We start from the raw sequence: 20,189 nt of genomic DNA on the forward strand, positions 1-20,189 counted from the left end.
TTCAAATAATTAAGGTAATAGCATGAGCAACGAATTAAAAACTCAAGTTGTTGTACTAGGCGGTGGTCCTGGTGGTTACTCTGCGGCTTTCCGTGCTGCTGACTTGGGCTTAGAAGTTACACTAGTTGAGTCTCGCGATACACTAGGCGGTGTATGTCTAAATGTGGGTTGTATCCCTTCAAAAGCGCTTTTACACGTAGCTAAAGTAATTGATGACGCAGCGGCAATGGCCGATCATGGCGTTACTTTTGGCGCACCACAAATTGACTTAGACAAAATCCGTTCATGGAAAGACTCTGTTATTGGCCAACTAACTGGTGGCTTAACTAGCATGTCGAAAATGCGTAAAGTTAAAGTTGTATACGGTTACGGTAAATTTACTGGCAGTAACACCATTGCTGTTGAAGGCACCGACGGTACAACAACAATTACGTTCGATAACGCAATTATTGCTGCAGGTTCTAAACCAGTTAGCTTACCTTTCATCCCAGAAGATGATCGCGTAATTGACTCAACTGGCGCACTAGAGCTTAAAGATATCCCTGAAAAGCTACTTGTACTTGGTGGTGGTATTATTGGCCTAGAAATGGGCACAGTATACCGTGCACTAGGTTCAGCAATCGACGTAGTTGAATTTGCTGATCAACTAGTACCTGCTGCTGATAAAGACATTGTTAAAATTTACCAAAAGTACGTAAGCGACAAATTTAATGTAATGCTTTCTACTAAAGTAACGGGCATTGACGCAAAAGACGATGGCCTATATGTAACGTTTGAAGGTAAAAACGCACCAGCAGAACCAGTACGTTACGACAAAGTACTTGTAGCAGTTGGCCGTACACCAAACGGTAAGTTACTTGATGCAGATAAAGCAGGCGTTAACGTTGATGATCGCGGCTTTATTAATGTTGATAAGCAGCTTAAAACAAACGTTGAGCACATTTTTGCAGTGGGCGACATTGTTGGCCAGCCTATGCTTGCGCATAAAGCAGTTCACGAAGCACACGTTGCAGCTGAAGTTATTTCTGGTCAAAAACATTACTTTGATCCTAAATGTATTCCTTCAATTGCCTACACAGATCCAGAAATGGCGTGGGTTGGTGTAACTGAAAAAGAAGCAAAAGAGCAAGGCCTTAGCATTGAAACTGCGGTATTCCCGTGGGCTGCATCAGGTCGTGCAATTGCATCAGCACGTACTGAAGGTTCTACTAAGCTTATTTTTGATAAAGAAAGTGGCCGTGTAATCGGTGGCGCTATGGTTGGTATTAACGCAGGCGAAATGCTGGGCGAAATTGGCCTAGCAGTAGAAATGGGCGCAGATGGCGAAGACTTAGCACTTACCATTCATGCTCACCCAACATTGAACGAATCAATCGGCCTAGCAGCTGAAATTTACGAAGGTTCAATCACTGACTTACCAAATAAAAAAGCAGTTAAAAAGAAAAAGTAATTTCTTTTAGTTAATTGTTTAAAAACCCAAGCCCAGCTTGGGTTTTTTTATGGGCGAAAAGCAGGTTTTAGGTATCAGGTTTCAGGCAGAGATCAAACCAAGCTCGATGTTTAGGCCGTCCGTAGGCGGGGCTTTATGCCGCGCTTGTTTCAGGTTTAAGGTTTAAGGTTCAAAAAATATCGCGCGAGGTAAACTTCCGCCTATAGGGTTGTATCACCTTGTTAATACCTAAAGCCCTTACATATCTATTTTCATCAAATATAGCTACAATGCGCGCCTAATTTATTTAAGGTAAACCCCCAGTGAAAAATGCCGTTTTAGCATTACGTGCCCAACAAATAAGCGAATCGCGCCGTGAGTTTAACGCTCGAGGCGCTAAAATGACACGTTGCCAGCAATGCCTACTTGCAGAGCTTTACTGTATTTGTGAAGGGGTTGTACAAGCCGATTGCGACGCCGCTGTTTGTTTACTTATGTATCATAATGAAAGCTTTAAACCTTCAAATACTGGGCGTTTAATTGCCGAAATAGTACCTGAAAACTATGCATTTAGATGGGACAGAACTGATCCCGATGCCAAACTTTTAGCATTAATAAACGATCCGCAATATCAACCTATGGTTGTATTTCCTGCTGAAGATGTAGAGCCGGGCAGAGCGGTAACTGAAGTAAATATAACAGCCGGTAAAAAACCGCTATTTATATTTCTAGACGGCACCTGGCGCGAAGCTAAAAAAATGATCCGCAAAAGCCCGTATTTAGATAACCTTCCGGTATTGTCGATCACTGCCGACAAACTCTCAGACTACCGCCTTCGCGTTGCTCCCCATGCGCATCAACTTGGCACTGCAGAAGTGGCTATTATGGTGCTAGCGTTAGCGGGAGAGAAAGATGCAGCCACAAAACTAGAACAGCACTTTATAAAATTCCGCGACGCGTACTTATTAGGTAAACGCAATAAAGGCAGGCCAGAGTAAAAGGGCTGGTTTCAGGCAGAGATTAAACCAAAATCGGTGTTTAAGTTGCTCGTAGGCTGGGCTTTATGCCGCGCTTGTTAAAAATTAAAAACAAACTACTATTTTATGAATAGTTATTTATAAATAAAATACACTCACTTTAGCCAGTCTTTTTTACTACATTAAAAAATAAAGAAAGCAAAAAGCATTATAATTGCGCCTTTTGTATTTATAAATTATTCTTTAACGATATATCACCTTAAGGGAATATCATTCAAATGAGTCAGCAAAAACAAGCGATAGTCGACCAGGAAGTTACTTTTGGTATTGATGAAGAACTACTCTCTACTACAGACTTGCAAGGAGTTATAACTTACGCAAATGATAACTTTTGTAAAGTTGCTGGATATACATTAGAAGAGCTAGTAGGTAATAACCATAGTATGGTGCGCCACCCTGATATGCCCAAAGCTGCGTTTGCCGATTTATGGTCTAATTTAAAAAATGATATTGCTTGGCGAGGTGCAATTAAAAACAGATGTAAAAATGGTCAATACTACTGGGTTGACGCATTTGTAACGCCAATTTATGAAAATGGAAAAAAAATAGGCTATCAATCTGTTAGGCGCCGACTATTACCTGAGTACTTAAACAGCGCAGAAAATCTGTATAAGCGTATTAATAGTGGCAAGTCTATAAATACATTTACTCATAATCTGTCGGCACTCAAACTCCCTCTATATTTATGCTTTAGTGCACTTTTTGCTTGGTTAGCTAGTTATTCACTGTGGTTTATTTTGCTGTTTATTCCTCTGCCTTTTGTTATTTATTATGATCAGCTCGTTTTATCGCAGCGATACCTTAAAAAAAGAAAAACTGAGTCAGACAGTATCTCTCGCCATGTGTTTTCGGGCAGTAATATATTTAGTTTTGCTGATTTTCAAATTAAATTACTCGAAGGAAAAGTCACTACAATAGTAGGGCGGATCATCGATGGAACATTGAGTTTAGAAAAGGGTGCCAACTCGCTCAAAGCCGTTGCTCAAAAATCTAAATTGGGAGTTGAAAAAGAAGCTGCAGAGCTACATCAGGTTTCGTCAGCGGTTGAGCAAATGGTTAACTCAATTGATGAAGTTGCCAAAAGTACTGTTATAACTACCCAGAAAGTAAATCAAGCGCATTCAAATTGTGAAGCAGCTACGCAGGCTATGTCGCAAACTATGGATAAAGTTTCTTTACTCGCAAATGAGGTAGATAATTCAGCTAATTCAGCAACAGAATTAGCTAAAGAGGCAGGTAAAATTGGCGATATCATGCAAGAAATTCAAGGTATTGCAGATCAAACTAATTTACTTGCGTTAAACGCAGCCATAGAGGCAGCACGTGCTGGAGAGCATGGTAGAGGCTTCTCTGTCGTTGCAGATGAAGTTCGCGCGCTATCAAGCAGAACCCACTCTGCCACTGAGCAAATACAAACATCTATAGCAGAAATGCAGTCAACGTTATTAAGCTGGTCTAAAACGATGGAAGTTGGAAAAAATGCTGCAGAAGACTGTGTTAAAGAAACACGCCAAACACAAGAGATAGTTTCTCAGGTTCATCTTTCTATTAGCGATATTTCAGATCTCACGAGCCAAATATCTACAGCTGCCGAAGAACAAAGTATGGTATCGCAAGAGATTAGCCGTAACATTTACAATATTAGTGAAACCTCAAGCGAAAACCTAACTCAAGCACAATTAGTAGAAGTCGAATCAGATTCTATTGATAAACGCTCAAAAATGCTTGCATCATTAGGGCTATCTTTCAAAGTAGATTAAAGGGCGGGTAAGAGCAGGTTTCAGGCATTAGGTTTTAGGCAGAGATTAAGCCAAGCTCGGTGTTTAAATTACCCGTAGGCGGGGCTTTATGCCGCGCTTGTTAAAAATCAAAAAAGCGCAAGGTAAATCTACTACTACAAGCTAGGTATTTTAAGCTTATTTAATGTGGGTTTTAAAAATATAAAAACTGGATAAACAACTTAAAGGATTAATACTTTTTTGATTTTTGATTTTTGATTTTTGATTTTTGATTTTTCTTGAGGAAAGAAAAATTGGGGCGATTGACGGGGCTTGAACCCGCGACAACCGGAATCACAATCCGGGGCTCTACCAACTGAGCTACAACCGCCACAACACACCTTGGTTGGTGTGAGGCGCATAATACATAAAGTATTAAAAGTTGTGAAGCAAAAAAGTGAAAAAAATTAAAAAAAGAGTAAAACAGTGTGTTTAGTGTGTGTTTTGCATGAAAAGCAGCCAAGTTAACTATTACTTTAATAAGTAACTGGGTTAAAACTTATTTATGCAAACCCATTATCTAATGAATCCAAAATGTAAATAATATATAATTTGCCGATAAAATCAGATGAACGACTTTCAGGGACCACAAAATGGAATCGGTACTCAATTGGCTTAATGAAAACTCAGGCCTAATTTTACACTATGGAATACAAGCGGTAATAGCGCTGGTTATCTTTTTATTAGGTGGGCGAATTGCAAAATTTTGTGCAAACTTAACCGAAAAAGCATTCGACAAAAAGAAAGTAGACAAAGCAGTAGGCTCTTTTGTTTCTAGTATTGTATTTGCCATAGTATTTATGGCGACCGTTTTAATGGCGCTATCGCAAATAGGGATCGAAACAACCTCTTTTATCGCTATTTTAGGTGCTGCTGGTTTAGCTGTAGGTTTAGCACTACAAGGCTCTCTTTCTAACTTTGCATCAGGCGTGCTGATTATTTTACTACGCCCTTTTAAATCGGGCGACTACGTAGAGGCAGGTAATAAAGCCGGCACTATTAAAAAAATCGAAATATTTTCAACAGAGCTGCGCACCCCAGATAACAAAGTTATCATAATGCCAAATTCAAAAATCATGTCAGATGCAATCGTTAATTACTCACGAGAGTCAACACGCCGTATAGATTTAGTAATTCGTGTAGATTACGATGCCGATTTACGCAAAGCGAAAGAAGTGCTTAAATCAATACTCGATAGCGAGTCACGCATTTTAAAAGATCCGGCTTATAACGTATCAGTATCTGAGCTTGCTGAATCAAGCGTAAACTTTATAGTTCGCCCGTGGGTTGAGTCAGCCGATTATTGGCCTACGTACTGGAGTTTACTCGAAGAAATTAAAATTATATTTGATGAGCAAGGGATCAATATTCCAGCTCCTCAGATGGATGTACATTTACGCAAACAAGATTAATTTACTTACAGCTATACAAAGGTTATTTTTAAATGAAACTAAAGCTTTTATCAATTTTAGTTGCAGCAACAGCAGCAACTAACGCATTTGCAGACGACGCTGAGCAAAAAACCTGGGAAGTTACCAGTGAGCTAGGCGCTATTATTACCAGCGGTAACACCGAAACCACCACACTTAAAGGTGGTATTAAGGTATTGCATCATCTAGAACGTTGGAATAATGAGTACAAAATCGACGGTATTTATAAAGAAGACGAAGTAGAAAACGACGATGGTACAAAAGACAAACAGCGTACTAACGAAAAATACGCTATTTCTGCACAAGGCAATTACAAATTAAATGAAAAACACTCGCACCTATTCATTTATGGTTCACACGTTTCAGACTATTTTGGTGCCTATAGAAGTGAGTCGGTAGTTTCTGCTGGTTATGGTTTACGTTTATTAAACGAAAAAACCATGTGGTTAAGTGCCGAAATTGGTCCTGGTTATAAGTACTTTAAGTATCCAGATGTAAGCACAGAAGTTGACGAAAATGGTAATTCACTTGCTGGTGAATACGAAGGCGAAATTATTGCCTTAGGTAAATTAGATTACAACTGGAAGATTTCTGATAACGCTCGTTTTACGCAATTAGTAACAGTAGAGTATGGTGACACCAACACCAAAACACGCTCAGAAACTGCACTACTTGCTAAAATAAATGGTTCATTACAAATGAAGGTTGCTTACAATATTATTAACAACTCAGATGTTGCTGATGACAAAGAAAGCACCGATACAGAGACCTCATTAACATTGGTTTACAGTTTTTAACTGATTTAACAAAATACAGTGTTTTAGTAACAATAAAAGGGGCTTAAGCCCCTTTTTTATTGCTTTGATTATAATGTACAATGGCGGCCATTTTTGGTTGTAGACCTAGGGAAATACCTACTCGTGAACGTTTTTAAATATTTTATAGCTGTTTTTATTTTAGCGTGCGGTTTTGGTGCTTTAGCATTCACACCAACTAATGCACAAATAGAGCAGTTTAAAAAATTACCAAAATCTCAACAAGAAGCCCTAGCTAAGCAATATGGTGTAGACCTTTCCTCAATTGGTAATATAAGTCAATCAAATGAAACAGCTGCTACAGAACAAAGTACAGTTATAAATCAGCGCGCAGAAGAGCGCAAAGAACCTCTTACTGACGAAGAAAGATTTCAACCAGAGATAGAACCAGTGAAACCATTTGGTTATGAGCTATTTGCGGGTGAGCCAACTACATTCATGCCAAATGAAAGTGCTGCAGTGCCCGACACCTACTTAATAGGGCGTGGCGATCAGTTACTTATTAACTTTTATGGTAAAGAAAGCGATAGCTTTGAAGTAATAGTCGACCGCGAGGGTCGTATTAACATACCCGATTTAAGCCCTGTGCAGGTAGCAGGTTTAACCTTTGCTGAGGTTAAAGAGTTAATTAAAGTTAAAGTAGAGCAAGAAATAATTGGCGTTAAAGCCTTTGTGTCACTTGGGCAGCTACGTAGTATGCGCATTATGGTATTAGGCGAAGCCTATAAACCGGGTAGCTATAGTGTATCGTCGTTGACTACCGTATCTCATGCATTATTTGTAAGTGGCGGCGTGTCAGATATTGCTTCACTGCGTAACATTCAAGTAAAGCGCGCAGGTAAGGTAATTACTAACTTTGATATGTATGACTTACTTATAAATGGCGATAGCAGTAACGATATAATCCTAAAACCTGGTGATGTAGTATTTATTCCAACTGTTGGTGAGCAAGTCGCTGTTGAAGGCTTGGTTAAACGCCCTGCTATTTTTGAACTTAAAAATGGCGAAACAGCAAAACACTTGCTCACAATGGCTGGCGGCTTAAAACCAAGTGCCTATGCTAAAAATGTAATAGTGGAGCGTTTTAGTCACGACCGTAAAAAGGTTTTATCAGTTGACTTTACACGTACTAAAATAAATTACACCCCTCAAGATGGAGATCGTATTCGCTTTGATTCTATCAGTTCACAGTATAAAAACTCCATTAGCTTAATTGGTGCAGTCGCACGTCCTGGAAATTATCAATGGCGCCAAGGGAAGCATATTTCAGATGTATTAAAATCTATACGTGGCGATTTGCTACCGCAGGCTGATTTAAGTTATGGCTTAGTTGTACGCGAAACGAATATAAATGGTGATATAGAAATTCACCAATTTGATATCGCTCAAGCCATAGTTAAAAATAAAAAAAATGATTTAGCTCTTTCAGTAAACGATAAAATTATCGTGTTTAGTCGCTTTGAAGATAAAAAAGCTGAGAAACAAGCACTCGAGGACATGGCATTAAGTCAAGAGCAGCAAGAACAACAGCTAAAAGTATCGCAATGGCATAAATATCAGCAAAATGAGTTCGAAAAATATATAGGCTTAAATTCAGCCAACGAAAAAAAAGAGTTAGATAATAAAGAACAATCACAAACAATCGGCGAAATTAAAAAGCATAAGGCTGAGCAAAAACTTGAGGCTGAAGACTACGCACTATATAGCCGCTATAACTTATTAGCGCCTATTGTTTCTAAATTAAAACAGCAAGCTTCAGTGCAACAAGCTATGCAATTAGTTGAAGTAAATGGCAATGTTGCATATCCAGGTGTTTATCCATTATCAGTAGGTGGACAAGTCAAAGATTTGATTACTGCTTCAGGCGGATTACTTGAATCGGCTTATACAAAAGAAGCAGAAATTACACGTATAGTTTCAGGTGACGCCTCACAGGTGAAGCATTTAAGATTTGATTTGCAAGCAGCAATGCTTGGTGACGAAGTAATAGACACAGCTTTGCAAAGTAAAGATAGCCTAAATGTTTTTGCCATTCCTAACTGGCAAGAAAATGTAAAAGTAACCCTTAAAGGCGAGCTTAAGTTTCCAGGCACTTATACTATTCGCCGAGGCGAAACATTAACCAATTTATTAGAGCGAGCAGGTGGATTCTCTAAGTTTGCAGAGCAACAAGCAGCTATATTCACTCGCCAGTCAATTAAAAAGCAAGAGCAACAACAGTTAGCGCGCTTATCTACTGAACTACGCCGAGATATAGCCTCTAGGAGCTTTCAGAGCTCTGTTAGCAGTAATTCTCTATCGTATCAAGATATGGATAGCTTACTAAAAGATCTCGCAAGTGTAGAAGCTGTAGGTCGTTTAGTTATCGATTTGCCGCTAATAGTGAATAACCAGCAAAATTTAGTGTTACAAGATGGCGACATATTGTATGTCCCTAGTAAGCGCGACTCTATAAGTGTGATTGGTGAAGTTAACTATTCAACTTCTCATTTGTATAAAGCAGGTATAAGTGTTGATGAATATATTAATCTTAGTGGTGGCTTAAAGGAGCGCGCTGCAGATGATCGTATTTATATAATTAAAGCTAATGGCTCAGTTAAAATTCCTAATACAGGTAACTGGTTTGCAATTAACAATTCAGATCAACTTCAGCCAGGCGATACTATAGTAGTACCAATGGATGCTGGTCACTTAGATAAGCTAACGCTGTGGAGCACTGCAACACAAATTCTTTATCAACTTGGCGTAGCTGTTGCTGCTGTTAGTAGCCTTTAGGAAATAATGATATGAGTGGTCAAAGCCCAAATGAGTATTACGATTCGCTATGTCAGGCTGAAGTGTCGATAAAAGACGTAATTTCTGTTATCTGGAAAAATAAATTTATCATCGCCATAGTGAGCGTAGTATGCGCAGTAGCTTTTGGTATTTATATTTATAATCAGCCAAATATATATAAATCAGAGGTATTAACAGTTACTGCAAAACAAAATCAACAGTCAGGCTTGGGTGATTTAGCCGGTAAATTAGGTGGTTTTGCTAGTTTAGCTGGTATAAGTCTGCCACAAGAGTCAGATAATACCGAAATAATATTAGTAACATTAAAATCGAAAAAGTTTGTAATGGAGCTAATCGAAAAGCACAATTTATATCCAGAGTTGATAGCTGCAACCAATTGGTTACCACAGCAAAATAAGCTTGTTTACGATCCGAAAATGTATAAAGAGCAAACAAACGAATGGATACGTGAGGTTAGTTTTCCGGTACAACAAAAACCATCGGGACAAGAAGCTTACGAAAAGTTTATGGATGTTTTCTCCGTGTCTAAAAAATCAGAAAGTAGCACTATTTTACTTTCTGTTGAGCATTTATCTGCAGTGCGAGCTAAGCAATGGTTAGATATTATTATTAATGACTTAAATGAAGTAATGCGCGCGACAGATGTAGATGAAGCCGAAAAAAACATTGCTTATTTAAAGGTATTGCTTAATAAACCAGAATACGTAGCACTTAGAGAAGTTTTATATGGCCTATTGGAAGAACAAGTTAAAACAATAATGCTCTCTAAGGTACGTGACAACTACGCATTAAAAGTTATTGACCCTGCTTTAGTACCCGAAATGAAAGACAAACCACGTAGATTATTGTTTGTTTTAGTAGGTGGTTTACTCGGTTCATTATTGAGTATTTTCGTGGTGTTAACGCGTTATTTTTATAAAAACTCCTAAGGATTAAGTGTTAATGTATTATCAAAAACAGCTTGATGATGTGCTCGAAGGGAGTGAGCAATTTATTAGTGACTTAAAGCCGGCTAGAGTTCGCCACCGCTTTAAATCCAAAAAAGAAGCTTTAAAGCAAGACACAATATATGTGTACTGCCCCGAAGTGAAAATTGCTGCAATTAAAAAAGCAGTAGAAAACTACTCTTTTAAAGTAGTCATTAATGACTATTCGGTAAAAAACTTTACTAAAAAAGTCATTTGTCATTTTCAAAGCGGCCTTTTAACTAAAAAACAAAGACAGTTTTTAATACTAGCAACTGAATACGGCGCATGGGTAGAGCCATTAGTGAGTTATTTAGATCAACGCTTGCATTATACAGAGGTTAGCCTTATTCATAGCAGTTACTTTTTGCATGAAAAAGCATTTTCAATACTTTCAACTAAGCGCACTCAAATAGTAAAGCGTATTATAGATTTTGTTTCAGCCTTATTGCTGCTTGTTATTGCATTACCAATAGGGTTGTTAACAGCACTTCTTATTAAGTTAGAAAGTAAAGGGCCTGTTTTTTATTTGCAAAAAAGGGTGGGTCGCTATAATCAAGAGTTTAAGGTTATTAAGTTTCGCTCCATGTGTCAAGACGCCGAAAAAAACGGCGCTCAATGGGCATCACAAGGCGACTGTCGAATAACGCAAGTTGGTAAATTTATTCGAAAAACACGTATCGACGAACTTCCTCAATTATTTAATGTACTAAAGGGAGAAATGTCTATTGTTGGTCCTAGACCAGAAAGAGAAGTGTTTATCAGTAAATTAGAAAAAACAATACCTTACTACCGTTTCCGTCATGCAGTTAGGCCGGGGGTAACCGGGTTGGCACAGGTAAGCTACCCTTATGGTGCATCTGTAGAAGACGCTGTTTGGAAACATAAATACGATCTCCATTATATTAAGCACCATTCTTTATTAACTGATCTTGGTATTTTATTTAAAACAGTTAAAGTTGTTATATTAGGTATGGGGCAATAATGTCAAAACCATTATTTTCTGCCCTTGCATCTGTGTATATAAAAGAACGCGCAGAGTATTTAGACGCTGCATTAAAGAGCTTATATATACAAACGTGCCCAGCTACTGAGGTTGTTTTGGTGCACGATGGAGTGCTTTCCCAAGAACTCTATGAGTGTATTAATAAATGGCAAAAAAAGCTCCCTATTGTTGAGGTAAAGCTGCCACAAAATAAAGGCTTAGGCTGTGCACTTAACGAAGGTCTAAAACACTGTAGTTACGAGTTAGTAGCGCGCTTTGACACCGATGACATAAATCATCCAGAGCGATTTGAGCAACAATTAAATGCTTTTACAAGCGATCCTGATCTCGTGTTGTTATCAGCTGATGTTGAAGAGTTTAATTATCAAATTGGCGACATCAACTCTTTAAGAATACTTCCGCATACTAACAACGAAATAAAAAAACAGGCTAGAAGCCGTAACCCGTTTAACCATATGGCAATTATGTTTAAAAAGTCTAATGTACTGTATGTGGGCGGGTATAAGCATTTGCACTTCTTAGAAGATTATTACTTATGGCTCAGATTATTAGCCCAAAACTATAAAGCGCAAAATTTAGCATGTGTATTAGTAAGTGCGCGAATAGGCAATGGTATGCACGCGCGCCGACGCGGTATAAGCTACTTAAAAAGCGAAATACAATTATACAAAATAAAAAAAGCGCTAAAAATCACAGGCTATATAGATGGGTTAGTTTTTCTTTGTTTACGCGGAGCAAGCCGGTTAATGCCTGTAGGTATGCTACGCGGTGTTTATAAGTTATTACGTAATTAAGGATATGCAATGAAGACAGTATTAACCTATGGCACATTCGATCTTTTCCATAAAGGGCATGTAAGGCTTTTAAAGCGATTAAGTGAGTTAGGCGATCGCTTAATCGTGGGGATATCGTCAGATGAATTTAACGAACTTAAAGGAAAGAAGTCGTTTTTTTCGTTTGCAGAGCGTAAAGAAATTTTAGAAGCCTGTAAATATGTTGATCTTGTTATTGCCGAAAATAATTGGGAGCAGAAGCAGGAAGATATAGAAAAATACCAAGTCGATATTTTTGGTATGGGATCAGACTGGTATGGAAAGTTTGATCACCTTTCAGAGTTTTGCCAAGTAGTATATCTCGAGCGAACTCAAGATATATCGACTACAGAAGTAAAAAAAAGTATCTCGATGATAGACGATGAGCAACTTAAAATGATGCAAGACTCGCTAAACACAGCAATGGAAGTGCTTACAGCTTTACGCGGTAGTACACAATAGCGAATGAGCCGACTTACCTTATTTAAAAATACCAGCGCAATGATGCTAGTACAGGGGGTAAATTTATTAGCCCCTTTTTTAGTTTTTCCTATTATAAGTCGTATGTTAAGTATTGACGATTTTGGCTTGGTTATTCTAGTTTTTACTATAACGTCGCTTTGTTATGTTATTACTGATTTTGGTTTTAATTTATCTGCTAGTTATAAAATTGCTAATAATAATCAAAATAAGCCGGTAATTTGTGAAATCTTAAGCAGTGCATTTGCTATTAAAAGTATCATTTTACTAATTATACTATGTGCATTTTTAATGGTTTGGTATATAAAATACACAGCTATAGTTAGTCTAGAATTGCTATTGTGGACCTTTTTAGCTATTGCGGCGCAAGCATTTCAGCCAATGTGGTTTTTTCAGGGCATAGAGAAAATGGCACGTATAACACTATTTAGTTTTATATCTAAAGGGTTATATGCATTGTGTATAGTGATTTTTATAAATAATAACAGCTCGCCCGAAGAAGTAATTAAATACTTTGCAATTGCTAATGTTATTGGTGCAATTTGTGCGGTTTATAGCATTTATCACGAAGGCTATAAACTGCATAAAATCACCTTTAAAATAATTATAAATGACACGTTAGATGGATTTAGCTTCTTTGTTTCTAGAGTCGCCGTAGCCAGCTACAATTACACCAATACCTTACTGTTAGGTGCACTTACAAATAATCAACAGGTCGCACTATATGGTGCAGGTGAAAAAATATTTTATACCATACAGACACTCAGCTCACCTTTTTCTCTAGCGTTATACCCATATCTATCTAAGCAAAATAATTACAAATTATTTTACACTGTGGTAAGTAGCTTAGCAGTGCTAGGGTGTTTTTTTATAGCGTTAATATGGCCATATAGTAAAACTATTTTAACGGTTGTTTTTGGTGAGCAATTTGCCCAAGCTGAGCTGATCTTGCAACTGTTTTTGATTGCCGGTGGAGTGAGTGTTATTTCATCACTATTTGGTTACCCAGCGTTCGCTATGCTAAAAATACCTAAAAAAGTAAATGTTACTGTATGGGCTGGTTTAGTAATGCAGTGTATAGGTATTTTATATTTGTTTTTAACTAATGATATTACCGCCGTAAACTTAGTTAAAATGGTGATCTTGGTAGAATCTTGCGTATTAACTTCAAGAATTTTATTGTTTTTTTATTATAAAAATCAACTACGAGTTATAAATGATCAACTTAATTAAAAAAGTATATTACAAAGTCCCATATTTATTCGAAATGAAAAATGCGATTCAAAAGCGGTTTTGTAAAAACAGCGCTTTAGTTGATATGAGCGAAGTCGCTCCAAAAGTATTTGCGTTAGTGCAATCAATAGATCCAAATATACAGCCATTTTTTGGTACCTTACTGGCCCTGCATCGCGAAGGTAAAGTGGGTATGGCAGACGACTTTGACTTTGCAGTAACACAACAAGATAAGTTGTCGATGCAGCTTATAGAAGAGTTTGAGCTGCGAGGGGCAAAATTAATTGCGTTTTCAATGGTCAAAAACGGGACGCAGTTAGTTGAACTTTCATTTGAATACCTTAATGCTAAAGTAGATGTGTTTTATCTACAAAAAAACACAAGTGATGTAGTGCACAGCTGTCCCAATTTTAGAAAGAGCAAACCGCAAATGATACAGCAAGATGAGCTAGCTATTCACTTGTTCCCTAGTCATTTTGAAGTGAGTTACCCGCCATTCACAACTGAGTTAAATAACAGTACTGGCTTGTATCAGCATAGTAACCCAGCATCTATGTTCGAAAAACATTACGCAAGCGATTGGATGGTACCTAAACAAAGTAACTTTATTGACTTTTCAAACTACCGTTTTATCAAGCAAAATGCGTTTTCGGCCTATGGCTCTAGTAAGGCAATAAAAGCAGTATTAAACACTTACTTTACTAATAATAAATTAAATGTCGGTAATTAAAAGTGACCATTAATGACGAGCAAGTAAAAGAGACTCATTTTAGGCTTTTTTGCTGGAGTGTTTTTGCTGTTTTTTTTATTTTTGTGCCGAGCTTAATTATAGCGCCAATAATCTTGTTTTTATTAGCACCAATTAAAATTAAAAAATCTGATATTAGTTTTATTTGTGTATATTTAGGTCTGTTTATGGCTGTGCTTGGCTCTGCCTACGAAAGAACTAATAATACTGGTGATATCTCTAAATACATAATATCTTTCGATATGCTTAATACCGACGGGCTTTTTTTATTTAGCAAAGATAATCTTTATGTGTTTTTTTACCCTAGCTGGTACATGTTAAACGCCATTGTTAAAGATCTAGGACTGCCATTTAAGTACGTTACTTTTAGCTGTATTTTTATTGCCTATATATGTAGCTATTTAGCAGCAAAAAACTTAATGAGTAAACGTAAGGATGCGCTATTAGTTATAGTGTTTTTATCGTTATTTTTTTCAATCCCTATTATATTTTCGTCCTACAGGACTTTTACCGCATTAAGCTGTCTTTTTTTAGGGCTAGTTTACTTGCAAAAAAATAAAGGGAGCGGCTTTGCTCTTATTTTATTAGGTGTTGGGTTTCATCCTATTACTATTGTACCTTTAGCAATATATGTAATATCCAAATATTTAACCCCTGCTAAGGGATGGTTAGTTATATCGTTAACTGTGGGAGTATTTATAAAGCCATTGTTAATAGGTGTATCTGGCATGTTGTTAAACATTCCCTTTTTAGGCGGGAAGGTGGAAAGCTATATAAATGGTGAGTGGGCAAATTATCGTTTTCATGAGGCGGGTGAATACCTAACGTTTTTACAGCTAATTATATTTGCAGTCACTTTAGTTTATGTTTTATTTAGCGGAAACAAGTTTAGCTATAAAATATTATTTAAATCTCGCTTATTAAAATTTTCATTTTTTTATTTTTGTTTTGTAATTATGTTCTTTTCATTCAGAACAATATTTGTGCGCTTGCTACTGTCGGGAGTCGTGTTTTTAATTCCTATAATTTATTACGCACTAAAGCAGCATAGCCTCGCTAAAAAAGCGTTAATTTCTTTATTGCTAATATTATGTTTAGACACCAGAACATTCATGTTTTTTAGTTACGACAGTTACAAAGTTGGGGCGGGCTTTCCACAAAATATAGTAGAACCACACTTTATAAACCTAATATTTAAGAGTAAATATGACTAAAAAAGCATTAATAATAAGTGGTATTTTTTGGCACGACACTTGGCAGCGTCATCAAAATATTGCAACGGCTTTAATAGAGCAAGGTTATAATATTGATTTTGTCGCAGGAGTAAAGTCATCGGGACTTACGCTTCATAAATGCATTAATGTACTGAAAAGCAAGCTGGCCTCAAGTCAACATGTTAACGCGCATTCAACTCTAAATAACAAGCCAAAACAGCTCAATGAAATTAGCGCGTTTAACTTACCCTATGAAGGGGAGTTAACAAGTCGCGCAGTACGCAAAATAACACCTAAGCTGAATAACGATTACGACATAATTATTTGTTACATACCAGCACCATTGTCATTAAAAATAATAGCGGCTGTAAACTATAAAACACTCATATACGACTGTGTTCGTAATTTTGCGCAGTGGCCTGGTATTGCACCTGCTGTTTTATCATCAGAACAAAAGCTAATCACTATAGCTAATCAAATATGGGTTGATTCGTTTTATTTGTTTAACCAGCTAAATACTAAGCACAATAAAGTAGCGCAAATATTACCTACAATAAATAAAGAGTTGCAGGTAAAAAAACAATCAAAAGCCAAAATACAAAAGCTTGCTTTTTTTGGCAGTGTTTCATCGCATTTCGATACGGCTGTGCTTAATACCTGTAAAAAGCTCGGTATAGAGTTATATATATGGGGGAAAGACGAACTGCAGCTTAGTCAGCAATATAGTTTTGTTCATTACCAAGGCTACGAGTCAAATGAATCTCGCTTACTAAATAGTATAATAACTAATACCGACGGTATAATTATTCCCTATAAAGGTTGCATGGATGGCGTAATACCCGCCAAAATAATGCAGTCATTATCAACCTACTTACCAGTGTTTATATCGTCATTTTATGATTCACAACAACTAACAGATTATTTATATTGCTATCGAAATCAGCAAGATCTGGAACTGCAATTAGCAGGCTTTAACTTTGTTGAACATAATAAAAAAAGTGCAGCAATCAAAGTGTTTGTAGCAAGTAACACTCAAGAAGCGCTTAAAAACAAACTACATACACTCATTAATAACGAACACAAACTAGGAAGCTAAGTGAAAACCACGACTGAATCACGCTTACTTTATTTAATTCAATGTCACAAAAATGCAGAGCAGGTTATTTTGCTTATAGAGTCGTTATCTATAACTAATAAAGATCACGTAGTGGTTAATATTGATGCAAAAAGTATTGATGTAAAAGCGCGATTAGTTCAGTATTTTTCCAATACTGCCAATGTAAGTGTAATGCTAAACAGTATTAATGTTATATGGTCAGATCTATCCCAAGTCAAAGCAACTATAAATATGTTGCAGTTCGCTAAAACACAAAACCTAATATATGACTTTGCTATTTTATTAAGTGGTGAGGACGTATTTATAAAAAGTAGCAAGCAGCTTAAGCAATTTTTATCACAAGAAAATAGCTCGTTTATTGAGCTGGTGAAAAGTAACATACAAAAACAGCGTGTTTTTCGCTATCACTTTTTTAGACGAAGCGCTAACAATCGAAAGTCATGGTTTAAATTTATTAGCAAGCTAATCCTACTTTTGCAAAGCCTACTACCAAAGCGTAGTAACTTTAGTTGCGATCAAATATATAAAGGCTCAAGTTGGGTTATATTAAAAAACACCCACGTAGATTACGTATTAGAGCAAGTCGGTAACCACGCATTTTTGGATAAATTTAAATTTACCACCTGTGCCGATGAGCACTTTTTTCAAATCGCGCTTTTTAACTCAGTATATAAAAAAGAAATTAAACCGTTTAACCTTCATTATATAAAATTCGATGTGCATTCGAGCAGTCCAAACTACCTCGATATACACACCGTTAATAGCTTAAAAGAGCACCCAGACTTCTATTTCGCCCGCAAAATAACACAACAAGTAGCAGTAATGAAAAGTAAAGCCAGTGGGTAAAAGTGCAAGCTAGCTTTCTGGTATCAAAGGTGATGTATCAGTAAATATTTGGGTTAAGTTCGGTAGCAATGGCTAACCTAGATATTTTTGAACAGTATTTATTTAATTTGATAAAGCACGAGATAAATTTACATTTTGAGCTTGGCATCTTTTTATTTTATGATTTCTAACTCACTTTATAAACACCTCAAACAACCATTTACATACGGGTTACATTAGGTATAATGCCGCCTCATTTAGTTTTATATTGTGTTGTTTGCAATTGATTAAATGTGCAGATAGCTACGGAAAGCCAGTATTTATTATTAGTAAACCTCGAAATTAATCGCGAGTATCCCGTAATAAATAAAAATACACTTCTCCAAAGCCAGTCACAAAAATCAATTCTCAGTGCTGTAACGCAAGGTAAAAGCGACGAGCCAAAACAAAAAATACAATAACCTTTATGCAATTTGTAATTGTAGTTTTAATCTCACTTATAAATATCAAAATTTAAGCTGCATCAGTACGTAGGAACTGCAACCTAGGGGCGGAAGCGTGCCCGAAGGGCTAGACAAGCAAATAGTTTTGCTTTCAAGCTGGAGCGAGAGGAGCTCTGCGACGAACTGGAACGTGAAGCGTGTCTGAAGAGCTATATAAATAAAGTTTTTCCTCTAAGCTGGAGCGAGAGGAGCTCTGCGACGAACTGGAACGTGGAGCGTGTCTGAAGAGCTATATAAGTAAAGTTTTTCCTCTAAGCTGGGGCAAGCGTTATTGATATGGCAGAAGGTAGTAAGTTCAAGGCTATATAAGCTTGAGTCTAGAACCTATCTTTTTCTTTATATCCATGCTTTAATTACTGCGCAAAATAAGTACCCATCGAGTGTGATGGACAATTATAATATTTAAAAAACACTGGGATTCTGCACAATGGCGTTACGCTGTAAATCACTCATTACCTCTTTCGCATTTTTAGCAATGACAGGCTGTACAATAATACCTGGCAGCCATTACGAAGGCATTGAATCAAACGAGAAAACACAAAATTTAGAGCAAGAGCTCGAAAAAGTTAATATTCAACTAATTGATTCGGCGCTAATTACCCAACAAAAAAAAGCACGCGCAGCAGCAAAACCAATCTCTAGTTTAGTGGGGGTTAACACCCGCGATTATCAATATAAATTAGGTGTGGGCGATGTAGTAACAGTAGGTGTTTGGGATCATCCCGAACTTACTATACCGGCAGGCACACAACGTACAGCTGAGTTCGACGGCTTTAAAGTGCAAGAAGACGGCACGGTAACTTACGCTTATGCATCTAATATACCAGCAGCAGGGCATACAATCAGCGAACTGCGTAAAGATTTAGTAACTCGTTTAGCCCGTGTGATAGAAAACCCTCAAGTAGACGTGAAAATAGTCAGTTTTAAAAGTCAAAAAGCGTATGTAACGGGTGAAGTAAAACAGCCTGGTGTATACCCAGTTACCGATACTCCGCTTACCTTAATTGATGCTATTAACCAAGCGGGTGGCTTAACCGAAGCAGCTGATTGGCGCACGGTTACTTTTACACGTGGCGATAAAACAGAAGTAATAAAGCTAGAAGATTTTTACGCTAATGGCGATATTTCTCAAAATCGGTTACTTCAACATGGCGATATAGTGCATGTTAACCGTAACGATAAACAAAAAGTATTTGTATTAGGTGATGTTAATAAAGCAGGTTCAGTAAAGCTTAATCGTTATGGCTTAAACTTGGCCGAAGCATTGAGTGACTCAGGCGGCTTGAACGAAGGCACTGCTGACGCAAATGGTATATTTGTTCTGCGTAAAAGTAATGTAGAGCAAACTGGAGTAATTGCTGATGTATACCAATTGCATGCTAAAAACATAGCTGCATTGGTGTTGGCTGAGCAGTTTGAATTACAACCGCACGATATTGTATATGTAACATCAGCACCCTTGGCACGTTGGAACCGCGTAATAAGCTTATTATTACCATCAATTGCTACCGTAGACAGTGTTGACGATATAACTGCTAACTAAGGATTTATTAAGATGTTTGATTCTGTATTAGTGGTGTGCGCAGGCAATATTTGCCGCAGTCCAACGGGTGAATATCTATTAAAAGCTAAGCTTGAAGGCAAAAATATAACAGTGTCGTCAGCTGGCTTAACTGCACTCGAAGGCAAGTCAGCTGATGCTACTGCAAAAAAAATAGCCCAAGCACACGGTATTAATATGGATCCACACCAAGGGCGCCAACTTACTTCACAACTAATTGCACAGAACAGTGTTATTTTAGTCATGGAGCAGCGTCATTTAAATGATTTACATAGCCAATACCCAGAGGCACGTGGTAAAACATTTTTATTAGGTAAATGGATTGATAACACTGAGATTCCCGATCCGTACCGTCAAAGCCAAGAGGCATTTGAGCACGTATATACATTAATCGACAGCGCTTGTAGCGCTTGGCAAAAGTATTTATAAGGAATGGCTAA

The 20,189-nt window shown here is 37.2% G+C and carries 18 protein-coding genes and 1 tRNA gene; 18 read left to right on the top strand and 1 reads right to left on the bottom strand.

The features are described 5' to 3' along the window. The first annotated feature begins 22 nt into the window (after positions 1 to 22). The 3 genes from lpdA to I6F41_RS11295 all read left to right on the top strand — a co-directional run bounded on the left by lpdA (position 23) and on the right by I6F41_RS11295 (position 4,226). A complete protein-coding gene (lpdA, locus tag I6F41_RS11285) occupies positions 23 to 1,450 on the top strand; it encodes a dihydrolipoyl dehydrogenase (protein WP_011327104.1) in 1,428 nt (475 codons plus the stop codon). 302 nt (positions 1,451 to 1,752) lie between these two features. After that, the gene (locus tag I6F41_RS11290; protein WP_041454330.1) at positions 1,753 to 2,427 is read left to right on the top strand and encodes a tRNA-uridine aminocarboxypropyltransferase; all 675 of its coding nucleotides are present in this window, start codon (positions 1,753 to 1,755) and stop codon (positions 2,425 to 2,427) included. A gap of 257 nt (positions 2,428 to 2,684) precedes the next feature. Next, positions 2,685 to 4,226 (top strand): methyl-accepting chemotaxis protein, encoded by a 1,542-nt coding sequence (locus tag I6F41_RS11295; protein WP_197108429.1) that lies wholly within the window; start codon positions 2,685 to 2,687, stop codon positions 4,224 to 4,226. 273 nt (positions 4,227 to 4,499) lie between these two features. Here the strand turns inward: I6F41_RS11295 and I6F41_RS11300 are convergent. Beyond that, positions 4,500 to 4,575, bottom strand: a tRNA-His gene (locus tag I6F41_RS11300). Between the two features lie 262 nt (positions 4,576 to 4,837). Here I6F41_RS11300 and I6F41_RS11305 point away from each other — a divergent pair. The 15 genes from I6F41_RS11305 (at position 4,838) to I6F41_RS11375 (ending at position 20,178) form a co-directional block, all read left to right on the top strand. Further along, a complete protein-coding gene (locus I6F41_RS11305) occupies positions 4,838 to 5,656 on the top strand; it encodes a mechanosensitive ion channel family protein (protein ID WP_011327107.1) in 819 nt (272 codons plus the stop codon). Positions 5,657 to 5,688: 32 nt separating this feature from the next. Further along, a complete protein-coding gene (locus tag I6F41_RS11310; RefSeq protein ID WP_089367703.1) occupies positions 5,689 to 6,471 on the top strand; it encodes a DUF481 domain-containing protein in 783 nt (260 codons plus the stop codon). Between the two features lie 123 nt (positions 6,472 to 6,594). After that, the gene (locus I6F41_RS11315; RefSeq protein WP_197108431.1) at positions 6,595 to 9,264 is read left to right on the top strand and encodes an SLBB domain-containing protein; all 2,670 of its coding nucleotides are present in this window, start codon (positions 6,595 to 6,597) and stop codon (positions 9,262 to 9,264) included. A gap of 11 nt (positions 9,265 to 9,275) precedes the next feature. Further along, entirely contained in the window at positions 9,276 to 10,214 is a 939-nt protein-coding gene (locus I6F41_RS11320; RefSeq protein ID WP_197108433.1) for a Wzz/FepE/Etk N-terminal domain-containing protein, read from the top strand. Positions 10,215 to 10,227: 13 nt separating this feature from the next. Then, positions 10,228 to 11,235, top strand: a complete 1,008-nt coding sequence (locus I6F41_RS11325; RefSeq protein WP_197108435.1) for a sugar transferase — start codon at positions 10,228 to 10,230, stop codon at positions 11,233 to 11,235. Beyond that, positions 11,235 to 12,050, top strand: coding sequence for a glycosyltransferase (locus I6F41_RS11330; protein ID WP_197108437.1), 816 nt, complete (start codon positions 11,235 to 11,237; stop codon positions 12,048 to 12,050). The genes I6F41_RS11325 and I6F41_RS11330 overlap by 1 nt, the downstream gene beginning before the upstream one ends. Positions 12,051 to 12,059: 9 nt before the next feature. Then, positions 12,060 to 12,530 (top strand): glycerol-3-phosphate cytidylyltransferase, encoded by a 471-nt coding sequence (tagD, locus tag I6F41_RS11335; protein ID WP_197108438.1) that lies wholly within the window; start codon positions 12,060 to 12,062, stop codon positions 12,528 to 12,530. Between the two features lie 3 nt (positions 12,531 to 12,533). Beyond that, positions 12,534 to 13,781, top strand: a complete 1,248-nt coding sequence (locus I6F41_RS11340; protein WP_197108439.1) for an oligosaccharide flippase family protein — start codon at positions 12,534 to 12,536, stop codon at positions 13,779 to 13,781. Next, positions 13,765 to 14,511 carry a hypothetical protein gene (locus I6F41_RS11345; RefSeq protein WP_197108440.1) on the top strand — a complete coding sequence of 249 codons (747 nt, stop codon included), beginning with the start codon at positions 13,765 to 13,767 and terminating at the stop codon, positions 14,509 to 14,511. Before I6F41_RS11340 ends, I6F41_RS11345 begins: the two co-directional genes overlap by 17 nt. Positions 14,512 to 14,696: 185 nt before the next feature. Beyond that, positions 14,697 to 15,743 (top strand): EpsG family protein, encoded by a 1,047-nt coding sequence (locus I6F41_RS11350; protein WP_197108441.1) that lies wholly within the window; start codon positions 14,697 to 14,699, stop codon positions 15,741 to 15,743. Continuing rightward, on the top strand, positions 15,736 to 16,839 hold the full coding sequence (locus tag I6F41_RS11355) for a hypothetical protein (protein WP_197108442.1): 1,104 nt from the start codon (positions 15,736 to 15,738) through the stop codon (positions 16,837 to 16,839). Before I6F41_RS11350 ends, I6F41_RS11355 begins: the two co-directional genes overlap by 8 nt. Further along, positions 16,840 to 17,706, top strand: a complete 867-nt coding sequence (locus I6F41_RS11360) for a beta-1,6-N-acetylglucosaminyltransferase (protein ID WP_197108443.1) — start codon at positions 16,840 to 16,842, stop codon at positions 17,704 to 17,706. It abuts the gene before it with no gap. Positions 17,707 to 17,978: 272 nt separating this feature from the next. Further along, positions 17,979 to 18,146: a hypothetical protein gene (locus I6F41_RS11365; protein WP_197108445.1), complete on the top strand. Its 168-nt coding sequence runs from the start codon at positions 17,979 to 17,981 to the stop codon at positions 18,144 to 18,146. 469 nt (positions 18,147 to 18,615) lie between these two features. Beyond that, a complete protein-coding gene (locus tag I6F41_RS11370; RefSeq protein WP_197108447.1) occupies positions 18,616 to 19,731 on the top strand; it encodes a polysaccharide export protein in 1,116 nt (371 codons plus the stop codon). 12 nt (positions 19,732 to 19,743) lie between these two features. Beyond that, positions 19,744 to 20,178 (top strand): low molecular weight protein-tyrosine-phosphatase, encoded by a 435-nt coding sequence (locus I6F41_RS11375; RefSeq protein ID WP_197108449.1) that lies wholly within the window; start codon positions 19,744 to 19,746, stop codon positions 20,176 to 20,178. The last annotated feature ends 11 nt before the right edge of the window (positions 20,179 to 20,189 follow it).

This window comes from Pseudoalteromonas sp. SCQQ13 (assembly GCF_015864415.1).
Classification (GTDB): Bacteria; Pseudomonadota; Gammaproteobacteria; order Enterobacterales; family Alteromonadaceae; genus Pseudoalteromonas; species Pseudoalteromonas nigrifaciens.